General features: G+C 74.0%; 14 protein-coding genes. 6 read left to right on the forward strand and 8 right to left on the reverse strand.

Translation table 11 applies throughout. The features are described 5' to 3' along the window. Positions 1–40 precede the first annotated feature (40 nt). The gene (locus ACYVJ4_RS03885) at positions 41–274 is read left to right on the forward strand and encodes a hypothetical protein (protein ID WP_460458793.1); all 234 of its coding nucleotides are present in this window, start codon (positions 41–43) and stop codon (positions 272–274) included. Positions 275–376: 102 nt separating this feature from the next. Continuing rightward, complete coding sequence (locus ACYVJ4_RS03890; protein WP_460458794.1) at positions 377–1,234, forward strand: PAC2 family protein; 858 nt, start codon at positions 377–379, stop codon at positions 1,232–1,234. Between the two features lie 12 nt (positions 1,235–1,246). Here the strand turns inward: ACYVJ4_RS03890 and mshC are convergent, their stop codons facing one another. From mshC to ACYVJ4_RS03910, 4 genes are read right to left on the reverse strand one after another with little or no spacing between them, the layout of a single operon-like run. Further along, entirely contained in the window at positions 1,247–2,509 is a 1,263-nt protein-coding gene (mshC, locus tag ACYVJ4_RS03895) for a cysteine--1-D-myo-inosityl 2-amino-2-deoxy-alpha-D-glucopyranoside ligase (protein WP_460458795.1), read from the reverse strand. Positions 2,510–2,537: 28 nt separating this feature from the next. Further along, positions 2,538–3,359: an SCO1664 family protein gene (locus ACYVJ4_RS03900; RefSeq protein ID WP_460458796.1), complete on the reverse strand. Its 822-nt coding sequence runs from the start codon at positions 3,357–3,359 to the stop codon at positions 2,538–2,540. A gap of 2 nt (positions 3,360–3,361) precedes the next feature. Then, positions 3,362–3,910 (reverse strand): DUF3090 domain-containing protein, encoded by a 549-nt coding sequence (locus ACYVJ4_RS03905; RefSeq protein ID WP_460458797.1) that lies wholly within the window; start codon positions 3,908–3,910, stop codon positions 3,362–3,364. A 27-nt stretch (positions 3,911–3,937) separates the two neighbouring features. Further along, a complete protein-coding gene (locus tag ACYVJ4_RS03910; RefSeq protein ID WP_460458798.1) occupies positions 3,938–4,687 on the reverse strand; it encodes a histidine phosphatase family protein in 750 nt (249 codons plus the stop codon). A 29-nt stretch (positions 4,688–4,716) separates the two neighbouring features. On the opposite strand from ACYVJ4_RS03910, the gene ACYVJ4_RS03915 reads away from it, so the two are divergent. After that, on the forward strand, positions 4,717–5,766 hold the full coding sequence (locus tag ACYVJ4_RS03915) for a magnesium and cobalt transport protein CorA (protein ID WP_460458799.1): 1,050 nt from the start codon (positions 4,717–4,719) through the stop codon (positions 5,764–5,766). Here ACYVJ4_RS03915 and ACYVJ4_RS03920 read toward each other — a convergent pair. Genes ACYVJ4_RS03920 through ACYVJ4_RS03930 form a run of 3 tightly spaced genes read right to left on the reverse strand, consistent with a single transcriptional unit; the run spans position 5,763 to position 8,600 of the window. After that, entirely contained in the window at positions 5,763–6,677 is a 915-nt protein-coding gene (locus ACYVJ4_RS03920) for an aminoglycoside phosphotransferase family protein (RefSeq protein ID WP_460458800.1), read from the reverse strand. The genes ACYVJ4_RS03915 and ACYVJ4_RS03920 overlap by 4 nt on opposite strands. A gap of 16 nt (positions 6,678–6,693) precedes the next feature. Continuing rightward, positions 6,694–7,530 carry an undecaprenyl-diphosphate phosphatase gene (locus ACYVJ4_RS03925; RefSeq protein ID WP_460458801.1) on the reverse strand — a complete coding sequence of 279 codons (837 nt, stop codon included), beginning with the start codon at positions 7,528–7,530 and terminating at the stop codon, positions 6,694–6,696. Between the two features lie 5 nt (positions 7,531–7,535). Further along, the gene (locus tag ACYVJ4_RS03930; protein WP_460458812.1) at positions 7,536–8,600 is read right to left on the reverse strand and encodes an LLM class F420-dependent oxidoreductase; all 1,065 of its coding nucleotides are present in this window, start codon (positions 8,598–8,600) and stop codon (positions 7,536–7,538) included. Positions 8,601–8,747: 147 nt separating this feature from the next. Between ACYVJ4_RS03930 and ACYVJ4_RS03935 the strand changes: the two genes are divergently transcribed. Further along, positions 8,748–9,701 (forward strand): aldo/keto reductase, encoded by a 954-nt coding sequence (locus ACYVJ4_RS03935; RefSeq protein ID WP_460458802.1) that lies wholly within the window; start codon positions 8,748–8,750, stop codon positions 9,699–9,701. Positions 9,702–9,707: 6 nt separating this feature from the next. Here the strand turns inward: ACYVJ4_RS03935 and ACYVJ4_RS03940 are convergent, their stop codons facing one another. Continuing rightward, positions 9,708–10,097: a hypothetical protein gene (locus ACYVJ4_RS03940; RefSeq protein WP_460458803.1), complete on the reverse strand. Its 390-nt coding sequence runs from the start codon at positions 10,095–10,097 to the stop codon at positions 9,708–9,710. Positions 10,098–10,190: 93 nt separating this feature from the next. On the opposite strand from ACYVJ4_RS03940, the gene ACYVJ4_RS03945 reads away from it, so the two are divergent. Together ACYVJ4_RS03945 and ACYVJ4_RS03950 are read left to right on the forward strand one after the other, a co-directional pair. Further along, positions 10,191–10,376: a DUF5703 family protein gene (locus ACYVJ4_RS03945; protein ID WP_460458804.1), complete on the forward strand. Its 186-nt coding sequence runs from the start codon at positions 10,191–10,193 to the stop codon at positions 10,374–10,376. Between the two features lie 103 nt (positions 10,377–10,479). Beyond that, complete coding sequence (locus ACYVJ4_RS03950; protein WP_460458805.1) at positions 10,480–11,970, forward strand: amino acid permease; 1,491 nt, start codon at positions 10,480–10,482, stop codon at positions 11,968–11,970. Positions 11,971–12,041: the final 71 nt, after the last annotated feature.

Consider the following 12,041-nt stretch of genomic DNA (forward strand, 5'->3'; position numbering starts at 1 on the left):
GCCGGCTGACAAGCACCCCGCGCGGGTCTAGCCTCGCGGCATGAGCCGGCGGTGGCGGTGGCGGGTCGAGCTGGGGCTGGCGCTGGTCAGCGCGGTCCTGGTCGTGGTCTCGGTGGTCTGGCCGACGTGGTTCGAGCAGTTGCTGGACGCCTCGCCCGACGGCGGCGACGGCTCGGCCGAGCGCTGGTTCGCGCTGGTGTGGGTGGCCGCGACCGTCCTGTTCTCGTGGCTGGCGCGCCGCGACCACCGGCGGCTGGCGGGCCGCCCGGCCTGAGCGGCGCGTTCACCCCCGTGGCGGGCGGCACCCGCCGCCGTCCAGCAACTACGCTGGGTGTGCGCGCACCAGCGCGTCCCGTCGGCGCCCGAGGAGGCATGGGTGATCGAGCTCGCGGACTGGCCCGAGCTGACCGACCCGGTGATGATCGCCGCCTTCGAGGGGTGGAACGACGCCGGTGAGGCGGCGACGTCCGCCCTGGAGCACCTGGCGCGCGTCTGGGGCGCCGAGCCGTTCGCCGCGCTCGACCCCGAGGACTACTACGACTTCCAGGTCAACCGCCCGACCGTCGGGCGCGACCCCGACGGCCAGCGCCGGGTCACCTGGCCCACCACCCGGCTGCTCGCCGCGCACGTGCCCGCCCTGGGCCGCGACGTCGTCCTGGTCGACGGGATCGAGCCGTCGATGCGGTGGCGGTCCTACGTCGTCGAGCTGCTCGAGGCCGCCGACCGGCTGGGCTGCCAGGCCCTGGTCACCGTGGGCGCCCTGCTCGCCGACGTCCCGCACACGCGGCCGATCCCGATCACCGGCACCAGCGACGACGACCTCATGCTGCGCCACCCCGGCATCGAGCGGTCGAGCTACGAGGGGCCGACGGGCATCGTCGGCGTGCTCAGCGACGCCGCGGCGCAGGCCGACCTGCCCGCCGTCTCGCTGTGGGCGGCCGTGCCGCACTACGCCGGCGGTGGCCCGTCCCCCAAGGCCACGCTGGCCCTGCTGCGGCGGGTCGAGGAGCTGCTCGACGTCACCATCGAGCTGGAGGACCTGCCCGACCAGGCGTACGCGTGGGAGCACGGGGTCGACGAGCTGGCCGAGGGCGACAGCGAGGTCGGCGAGTACGTCCGCGCGCTGGAGGAGGCCAAGGACACCAGCGAGCTGCCGGAGGCCAGCGGCGAGGCGATCGCCCTGGAGTTCGAGCGCTACCTGCGCCGCCGCGACGACGAACCTCCGCGCCGCTAGCGCGTCGGCCGGCTAGACCCGGACGCCGAGCAGCGCGTCGACCGCGCGGGCCAGCACGCCAGGAGCGCCCCGGTCGTCGCCGCCGCGGTTCAGCTGCTCGTCGGCCCAGCGGTCGACGGCGGCGAGCGCGTCCGGCGTGCGCAGGTCGTCGGCCAGCGCCTCCCGCACGTGCTGCACGGTCGCGTCGGCGGCCGGGCCGCCCTCGCGCGAGAGCGCCCGGCGCCAGCGCTCGAGCCGGGCCTCGGCGGCCGTGAGGTCGTCGGCGGTGTACGACCACTCGGTGCGGTAGTGGTGGGCCAGCAGCACCAGCCGCACCGCCATCGGGTCGACGCCGTCGCGGCGCAGCGCCGAGACCAGCACCAGGTTGCCGAGCGACTTGCTCATCTTGTGGCCGTCGAGCCCGACCATCGCCTGGTGCACGTACCCGCGGGCGAACGGCCACTCGTCCGTGAGCGACCCGGCGTGCGCCGCGCTCATCTCGTGGTGCGGGAAGACCAGGTCGGTGCCGCCGCCCTGGACGTCGAACGTCATGCCCAGCCGGCGCAGCGCGATCGTCGAGCACTCGATGTGCCACCCCGGCCGGCCCAGGCCGAGCGGGCCGCCGTCCCAGGACGGCTCGCCCGGTCGCGCGCCGCGCCACAGCAGGGCGTCGAGGGGGTCGCGCTTGCCCGCGCGGTCGGGGTCGCCGCCCCGCTCGGCGTAGACCTCGAGCATCTGCTCGCGGGTCCAGCTCGAGACGTCGCCGAACCGGGGCTGGCTGGCGACCGCGTAGTAGACGTCGGGTCCGCCGCCGGGCGCGGCCTCGCCGTCCGGGACGGCGAGGCGGTAGGCGGCGCCGCCGTCGAGCAGGCGCTGGACGTCGGCCGCGATGTCGCCCACGGTGTCGACCACGCTGACGTAGTCGTCGGGCGGCAGCACGGCCAGCGCGGTCATGTCCTCGTGGAAGAGCGCGACCTCCTGCGCGGCCAGGTCGCGCCAGTCGACGCCGTCGCGCTGCGCGCGCTCGAGCAGCGGGTCGTCGACGTCCGTGACGTTCTGCACGTAGTGCACGGCGTGCCCGTTGTCGCGCCACACCCGCTGCAGCACGTCGAAGGTGACGTAGGTGGCGGCGTGGCCGAGGTGCGTCGCGTCGTACGGCGTGATGCCGCAGACGTAGAGCCGGGCGGTGGCCCCAGGAGCGGTGGGCTGCAACCGGTCGGTGGCGGTGTCGTGCACGCGGAGCGGGACGGCGGGCCCGGGGACGGCAGGGACGAACGGCGCGGGCCACGAGGTCACGGCCGCAGCCTATCGACGCCCGACGGGCTCAGAACGGGGGCCACGGGATGACCGGGCCGTAGACGTCCGGGCGCGGGAAGCAGCCCGTGCGCAGCAGCTCGGCGACCCGCTCGCGCGTGCGGCGGACCTCCGCCGGCGCCAGCAGGTCGGCCAGCGTCTCGGCCAGCGGCTCGCCTGGCCCGAGGTCGGTGGCCAGGGCCGCCAGCACGTCGCGGCAGTCCGGCGGCAGCGGCGCGCCCTGCCACCCCCACAGCACCGAGCGCAGCTTGTCGTCGGTGTTGAAGCTCAAGCCGTGGTCGACGCCCCAGACGTGGCCGTCGTCGTCGACCAGCACGTGCCCGCCCTTGCGGTCGGCGTTGTCGATCACCGCGTCGAAGACCGCCATCCGGGCCAGCCGGGGGTCGTCCGCGTGCACCAGGACGACGTCGCTGCCCTCGCCGTCCTGGGCCTGGAACACCGGCAGCCAGCCCGCCGCCACGCCGCCGAGCGGGACGACGTCGACCAGCTCGGTGCCGTCGTCCTCGACCCAGAGCTGCACGCTGCCCTCGCCGAACGGCGCGTCCTCGCGCCACACCGTCGGCGGGACGACGTCCCAGCCCGTCGCGCGCGAGACCAGGTAGGCCGCGACCTCGCGCCGGCTCAGCGTCGAGCGCGGGAAGTCGCGCAGCGGGCGCTCCCCCGCCACCGGCTTGTAGATGCAGTGGGCCGACGCGCTGCCCGCGGTGATGCTCGCGTACAGCGTCGCGTTCGACGCCGCGGTCATGCGTCCCTCGACGACGAGGTCGCCCGTGCGCAGCAGGTCGAGCGCCGCGGCCTCGGGCAGCGCGCTCGCGCCCCCCGACGCCGGCACGCTCACCTGCGGTGGCCGTTGGCCCGCGGGCAGATGTGTCCCTCGGGGTCGAGCGGGTTGCCGCAGAACGGGCACGGCGGTCGGCCGGCGCCGACGACGGCGACCGCGCGCTTGGCGAACGCCCGCGCAGCGGCACCCGTGAGGCTGACCCGCATCACCAGGGCGTCGGGCGACGGCTCGAGGTCGCCCTCGGGCGTCGCCTCCTCGCCGACCTCGAGGCACTCGATGACGACGCGCTCGGCGTCGCCGTCCCACGTCAGGCTCATGGTGCCGACCCGGAAGTCCTCCTCGATCGGCGTCGTCAACGGCCCGGTGTCGGCCAGGCCGACCGGGGTCACCGCCGGGACGGGCGCCTCGCCGCCGCTGCGGCGTACCACCTCGTCGAGCAGCTCGTCGACCCGCTCGGCGAGGACCGCCACCTGCTGCTTCTCCAGCGAGACGCTCGTGACGCGCGCGCCCGCCGTGGCCTGCAGGTAGAACGTGCGGTCACCAGGCTCGCCCACCGTGCCGGCGACGAACCGGTCCGGGGAGTCGTAGTCGAAGACGGGCATGGGACGACCCTACGACGCGCGCGACGGCTACGCGCCACCGCCGACGACCGCGTCGCCGGCGCTGCCGCCACGGGTGCTGGTGCGGGCGCTGGACGACGACGCCCGGCGACGGCGGCGCGGCGCGGGCACCAGACCAGCCAGGTCGCCGCCGGTGTCGTTGAGCCGGCCCACGAACGGCCGGGTCGGCGTGTAGGTCACCGCCGACACCGAGCACGGCGAGACGACGATCCGCTGGAACTCGTCCAGGTGCGCCCCCAGGGCGTCGGCGAGCACCGCCTTGATGACGTCGCCGTGCGAGAACGCGGCCCACACGGTGTCGTCCCCGTGCTCGGCCGCCACGCGCGCGTCCCACGCGCGGACGGCGTCGAGGGCGCGCTGCTGCATGCCGCGCATCGACTCGCCCTGCTCGCCCGGGAAGACCGCGGCGCTCGGGTGCTGCTGCACGACCTTCCAGAGCGGGTCCTTCACCAAGGTCTTCAGCTCGCGGCCGGTCCAGTCGCCGTAGCGGCACTCCCCCAGCCGGTCGTCGGTGACGACGTCCGGCCGGGCGGCGTCTTTCGGGCCGGGCACGGCGACGACGGCCTGGGCCGTCTGCTGGCAGCGCTCGAGCGGGCTGGACACCAGCGCGGACAACGGGACGACGGCGAGCCGCCGGGCGAGGTCGGTGGCCTGCTCGCGGCCGCGCTCGTCCAGGTCGACGCCCGGCGTCCAGCCGGCCAGGACCCCGGAGGCGTTGGCGGCCGTGCGGCCGTGGCGGATCAACAGGACCGTGGGCACCCCGCCAGCCTACGGGGCAGGATGGGCGCGTGATCGTCGACCAGGCCGTGTACCGCGACGGACGGCGCCAGCCGTGCGCCGACCTCAGCGACGAGCTCGAGCAGCTCCGCGACGTCCCCGACGGCTTCTTGTGGATCGGGCTGAAGGACCCCACCGACGCCGAGTTCGACCTGGTGAAGGACGAGCTGAAGCTGCACCCGCTGGCGGTCGAGGACGCGGTCAAGGGCAACCAGCGAGCCAAGCTCGAGGTCTACGACGGGACGCTGTTCGTCGTCCTGAAACCGTTGCGGTACATCGACTCCACGTCGCAGGTCGAGACCGGCGAGGTGATGCTGTTCGTCGGCGAGCACTTCGTCGTGACGGTGCGCCGCGGCGAGGCCAGCCCGCTCAGCGAGGTGCGCCGGCGCCTCGAGCAGAACTCCGACCACCTGGCCTACGGCCCCGGCGCGGTGCTGCACGCCGTGATGGACGACGTCGTCGACGGCTACGTCCAGGTCGACGAGGAGATCGCCACCGACCTGGAGCAGATGGAGGAGAGCGTCTTCGCGGGCGAGGCCGAGGTGGCCGACCAGGCCCTCGGCGAGACGCCGCCGCGCCGTCGTCCGGTGATCCGGCGCCGGCCGCGCGGGCGGGCCAGCGGCGACGCCCGGCGCATCTACCTGCTCAAGCGCGAGGTGCTGGAGGTGCGGCGCGCGGTCGTGCCGCTGAAGGACGCCATGGTCAAGCTGGCCCAGCACGAGATGCCGCACGTGCCGCCCGAGGCGCGCCCCTTCTTCCGCGACGTCGCCGACCACCTGCTGCGGGTCGGTGACCACATCGAGTCCTACGACCGGTTGCTCACCGACATCCTGTCGGCCCACCTGACCCGGGTCTCGGTGCAGCAGAACGACGACATGCGGCGGATCTCGGCCTGGGTCGCCATCGCCGCCGTGCCGACGATGATCGCCGGCATCTACGGCATGAACTTCGACCACATGCCCGAGCTGCGCTGGAAGTACGGCTACGGGCTGGCGGTGCTCGTCATGGCCGGGGCCTGCACGGTGCTGTACCGCACGTTCAAGCGGTCCGGCTGGCTCTAGGCCTCGCGCGCGAGCAGGGTCGCGGTGCGCAAGAAGGTCTCGGACTCCTCGACGTGCCCGAACCACCGCAGGTACAGCCCGGTCGTGACCCGCTCGACGTACGCCCACCGCCACACCCGGTCGGGGTCCAGGTCCGCCAGCCCGGCGGCGTGGTCGGCCGCTCGGCGCAGCAGGGCCGCGCCACCACCCGGGGTCGCCTGCTCGGCGGCGAGCAGCTCGTGGCAGGCGTCGCGCAGCACCACGCCGACGTCGTAGCCGCGCTCGCCGACGAAGCCGTCGGGATCGACGAACGCCCAGGAGTCGTTGCGCCGCAGCACGTTGCGGCCGTGCGGGTCGCCGTGGCACACCACCTCGGCCGGTTCGGAGGTCGACAGCGCGCGGGCGCACGACGTCGCGAGCCGCACCGCCGCGGGGTGCTCGTCGCCGTAGCGGGGCCCGAGGTCGGCCAGGATCTCCAGCAGGCCGCGGGCCTTGCCCTCGAACGGTCGCCCGGCGGCGAGCGGCACCTCCCAGGCCTGCCGCAGCAGCGGCACGGTGATGTCTGCCTGGGCCAGCACGGAGGTCGTGGCCGACCACAGGTCGTCGCCGAGCTGCTCGAGCAGCACGGCGCCGTCGTCCGGCGACCAGCGCAGGACGCGCGCGTACCCGCGGCCGTCGGCCGCCCGCATCAGGTCCGTCGCGCCGTCCAGCTCGCCCGGCGGCGCCACCTTGAGCACCGCGGGCGTGCCGTCGTCCGTCGCCACCGCGAGCGTGGGGGTGCCGGCTCCGCCGTCGAGCCAGCGCAGCGGCGTCAGGTGCCAGCGCGCGCAGACCGGCTCGAGGACGGCGGCGTAGTGCTCGACCTCCGCGCTCGCATCACGGTCCGAGAGCGCGGCGCGACGGCGTGCCTCCGCGACCGCGGCGTCCAGCACCCCTGGCACGGTGGCGCTAGGTCGCCTGCAGGACGCCGACGCCGAGCAGCAGCGCGACCGCCGCACCCAGGGCGACGCGGTACCAGATGAAGACCGTGATCGGGTGGCGCGCGACGAAGCGGAGCAGCCAGGCGATCGAGGCCAGCGCGACGACGAACGAGACCGCGGTTCCGACGCCGAGCTGGCCCCAGCCGACCACCGCGGTGTCGACGTCCTTCAGCTCGTATACGCCGGCCGCGGTCAGCGCCGGGATGGCGAGGAAGAACGACAGCCGGGTCGCGGTGACGCGGTCGAAGCCGCGCAGCAGGCCGGCCGAGATCGTGGCGCCCGAGCGCGAGACGCCCGGCACGAGCGAGAAGCACTGCACCAGGCCGATGAACAGCACGTCGCGCAGGCTCATGTCGTGCTCGCCGCGCTGCTGCGTCGCGCGCCGCTCGGCGAACCACATGACGACGCTCCACACCACCAGGGCGACGGCGACGACCCACAGGCTGCGCAGCGAGCCCTTGACCAGGTCGCGCCCGAGGAACCCGACCACACCCACGGGGACCGAGCCGATGATCACGTACCAGGCGAGGCGGTAGTCCGGGTCCTCCCGCGCCGACCGGTCGCGCAGCCCGCGCACCCAGGCGACGACCAGCCGGACGATGTCGCGCGCGAAGTACAGGAGCGTGGCGAAGATCGCGCCGAGCTGGATCACGGCGGTGAAGGACGTGATCGGCTTGGAGTCGACCTCCAGCCCCAGCAGGCCCTCGGTGATGGTCAGGTGGCCGGTGCTCGACACCGGGAGGAACTCGGTCAGGCCCTCCACGACGCCGAGCAGGACGGCATGGGTGTACGTCAGGTCGCTCACGGCGTTCAGGCTCCCAGACCCGACTCGTCGAGGACCTCCGCCATGGTGCGGATCGTGTGAAGACGTTGGTCGAGGGTCGCGTCGAAGGGCGAGACGGTCAGGGTGGTGACGCCGGCCTCGACGTAGGCCGCCAGCCGGTCGCGCACCCGCTCGCGCGGGCCCAGCAGCGCGGTGCGGTCGATGAGCTCGAAGGGCACGGCCTCCGCGGCCTCGCGGTGCTTGCGGTCGAGGAAGAGGTCCTGCACCTTCTCGGCGGCCTCCTCGTAGCCCATCCGCCGGGTCAGCTGGTTGTAGAAGTTCTTCTCGCGGCTGCCCATCCCGCCGATGTACAGCGCCGAGTAGCCGCGCACCGGGGCCGCCGCGGCCTCCAGGTCGTCACCGAGGACGACGGGCACGGTCGGGACGACGTCGAAGCCGGCCATCGGGTCGTCGGCCGGGCCGCGGCCGCCGGCGATCCGCCCGGCCCGCAACGGGTCCGTCGACACCGACGCCTGCTCGGGGTTGAAGAAGATGCCCAGCCAGCCGTCGGCGATCTCGCCGGTGAGCCCGAGGTTCTTCGGGCCGACGGCGGCGAGGTAGAGCGGGATCTCGGTGCGCACCGGGTGGACGGTGAGCTTGATGGCCTTGCCGGGTCCGTCCGGCAGCGGCAGCGTGAAGTGCTCGCCGTCGTAGCGCAGGGTCTCGCGGCGCAGCGCCTGGCGGACGATCTCGGCGTACTCGCGGGTGCGGCCGAGAGGCTTGTCGAACCGCACGCCGTGCCAGCCCTCCGAGACCTGCGGGCCGCTGACGCCCAGGCCGAGCCGGAACCGACCGCCGCTCAACGTGTCCAGCGTCGCGGCGGTCATCGCCGTCATCGCCGGGGTGCGCGCCGGGATCTGGAAGACCGCGCTGCCGACGTCGATCTGCTGGGTCTGCGCGGCCACCCACGTGAGCACCGTCGCGGCGTCCGACCCGTAGGCCTCGGCGACCCACGCGACGGAGTAGCCGAGAGCGTCGGCCTCCCGGGCGAGCGCGAGGTTGTCGGCGTCCATGCCCAGGCCCCAGTAGCCGAGGTTGAGCCCGAGGCGCAGCCGGCCGGGCACGGGGGCGGTGGAGCGGGAGTCGGGCGCGGCGGTGCCGTCCGGGTCAGCCATGGCCGCGAGCGTAACGGGACGACGGCACGCCGTCCCGGGCCGGCGACGTGGGCTGCCCCACACCCGCCGGTAGCGTGTGCGCCCATGGAGCAGCGCCACGTCGGGACGTCCGGCCTGCGGGTGTCCCGCCTCGCCCTCGGCACGATGACGTGGGGCCGCGACACCGACGAGCACGAGTCGCGCGACCAGCTGCAGGCGTTCCTTGACGCCGGCGGCACCTTCGTCGACACCGCCGCCGGGTACGGCGACGGCGCGGCCGAGGAGCTGCTCGGCGCGCTGCTGCCCGACCTGTGCTCGCGCGAGGACGTCGTCATCTGCACCAAGGCCGGCATCTCGCGGCGCACGGGCGAGCGGGTCGTCGACACCTCGCGGCGTGCCCTGCTGCAGCAGCTGGACGGCTCCCTGGCCCGGCTCGGCACCGACCACGTCGACCTGTGGCTTGCCCACACGTGGAGCGACGGCACGCCGCTCGACGAGACGCTGCAGGCGCTGCAGCACGCGGTCGCGACCGGCAAGGCGCGCTACGTCGGCATCTCGAACTACAGCGGGTGGCAGAGCGCCCGCGCGGCCACGCTGTCCGAGGTGCGCGACGGCTCGGTGCTCGTCGCCCACCAGGTCGAGTACTCGCTGCTGGCCCGCACCGCCGAGACCGAGGTCGTGCCGTCGGCGCAGGCGCACGGGCTCGGCGTGATGGCCTGGTCGCCCCTGGGCCGCGGTGTGCTGACCGGCAAGTACCGCACCGGGACGCCGGCCGACTCGCGGGCCGCGTCGCCGCACTTCGCGTCCTTCGTCGAGCGCTACCTCGACGACCGCTCGCGGCGCGTGGTCGACGCCGTCGTGACGGCGGCGGACGGTCTGGGCTGCTCCCCCGCCGAGATCGCGCTGGCCTGGGTGCGCGACCAGCCCGGTGTCGTGGCGCCCGTGGTGGGCGCGCGGACGGCGGCGCAGCTGCGCGGCACGCTGACCAGCGACGAGGTGGAGCTGCCCGCGCAGATCCGCGAGGCGCTCGACGAGGTCAGCCGCTCGGCGCCTGCGTAGGCGGCCTCAGAAGGGGCGCTGCGAGGAGCCGGCGGGCTCGGGGCGCTCGTCCGGCTCGTCCTCGTCCTCGTCGTAGTCCTCGTCGTCCAGGCCGGTGTAGCTGCCGCCCTCGACGTCGTCCGGCTCGTCGAACTCGTCGTCCGAGCCGTCGTCGTCCTCGTCGTCGTCCTCGTCGTCGTCCTCGTCGTCCTCGTCGCCGCGGAACACCTCGAGCGGCGTCACCTCGTCGAAGGCGTCGAGCAGCGCGTCGTCGTAGTCCTCGAAGGCCTCCGCGAGCTGGCGGTAGGCGCTGACGACGACCGGGTCGTTCTCGCCCCGACGGGCCGCTGCCGCCTCCAGGTGACGCTCGAGGGCGGTCACCAGGGCGTTCAGCGCGGTGCGGGGGTCGGTGCTCATGGTCCGACCGTAGCGGTCGGGGGGCCGCCAGGACACCGAGTACCTGCCCCGTCCTGCAGCGCCGCCGGACGTGGTCCGTGCACAATGGCGGCGATGGTCGAGTACGAGTACCGGGTGATCCGCGTCCCGCGGGCGGTCACGCGCGCCGACACCCGCGCGCTGCTGGTGGCGCACGCCGAGCAGGGACGCTGGGAGCTCGCGCGCGTCCGGCTGCTGAGCGGGGGCGCGCGCACGGTCTGGTTGCGGCGCAGGATCATCCGGGTGCAGCGCACCGCCTGAGCCGCTCGCCGCGCGGACGATCTCTGGCAAGCCGGACGAACCGGGTCTACCTTCGACGCCGAGAGGCGCCTCACGAGCGCCTCCTCGGGGTCAGGAGACCGCTGTGGAGCTGCTGCGCACCAAGTCCGTCGAGCAGTCGATCAAGGACACCGACGAGCCGGACCACCAGCTGAAGAAGGACCTGTCGGCGTTCGACCTCACGGTCTTCGGCGTCGGGGTCATCATCGGCACCGGCATCTTCGTCCTCACCGGCAAGCAGGCCGCGCTCAACGCCGGCCCGGCCGTGGTGCTGTCCTTCGTCCTCGCCGCCGTCGCCTGCGGCCTGGCGGCCTTGTGCTACGCCGAGTTCGCGTCGACGGTGCCGGTCGCGGGCAGCGCCTACACGTTCTCGTACGCCACGCTCGGCGAGCTCGTCGCGTGGATCATCGGCTGGGACCTGGTGCTGGAGCTCGGCCTCGGCGCAGCGGTGGTCGCGCGCGGGTGGTCGGCCTACCTTCAGGAGCTGTTCGACCTGCCGACCTGGCTGGCGGGTGACAGCGCGACGCCCGACTGGGGCGCCATCGCGATCGTGGCCGTGCTGGCCGTCGTGGCGGTCGCCGGCACCAAGCTGTCGGGCCGCGTCACCGGCGTCCTCGTCGTCATCAAGGTCGCCGTGGTGCTGCTGGTCATCGTGGCCGGCCTGTTCTACGTGAAGTCCAGCAACTACGCGCCGTTCGTCCCGCCGTCGAAGCCGGCCGAGTCGTCGAGCGGGCTGACCCAGCCGCTGATCCAGGCGGTGCTCGGGCTCGAGCCGACGGCGTTCGGCTTCTACGGCATCATCGCCGCGGCCTCGATCGTGTTTTTCGCCTACATCGGCTTCGACATCGTGGCCACCGCGGCCGAGGAGACCCGCGACCCCAAGCGCGACCTGCCGCGCGGCATCATCGGCTCGCTCGTCATCTGCACGGTGCTCTACGTCGCCGTCTCGCTCGTCATCACCGGCATGGTCAAGTACACGCAGCTCAACTCGGCGGCCCCGCTCGCCGAGGCCTTCGACGCCAACGGCGTCGTCTGGGCGCAGAAGCTCATCTCGCTCGGCGCGGTGTGCGGCATCACGACGGTGATCCTCGTGCTGATGCTCGGCCAGAGCCGCGTGCTGTTCGCGATGTCGCGCGACGGCCTGCTGCCGCAGGGCCTGGCCAAGGTGCACCCGACGTTCGGCACCCCCTACCGCATCACCATCGCCACGTCCGTCGTCATCGCCGCGCTGGCCGGGTTCGTCAACCTCGAGAAGCTCTCCGAGATGGTGAGCATCGGAACGCTGTTCGCGTTCATCGTGGTGTCGGCCGGCGTGATCGTGCTGCGCCGCACGCGTCCTGACCTCGAGCGGTCGTTCAAGACCCCGGCGGTGCCGTGGCTGCCGGTCGTGGCGATCCTGGCCTGCGCCTGGCTGATGGTGAACCTGCCGGTCGAGACGTGGCTGCGGTTCATCGTCTGGATGGTCATCGGCTTCGTCATCTACTTCACCTACGGCGCCTCGCACAGCCGCATGTCGCGCGGCGGCGACCTGCGCGAGCAGGCCACCGCCGACCGGCGCAAGGCGGTGCAGGAGTAGCGGACCGCGTCAGGCGCGCCGCGAGCCGCGGTAGCGCCGGGCCGGGGCCGTGCGCCGCGCGCGCTCGGCCG

This window comes from Angustibacter peucedani (assembly GCF_054779595.1).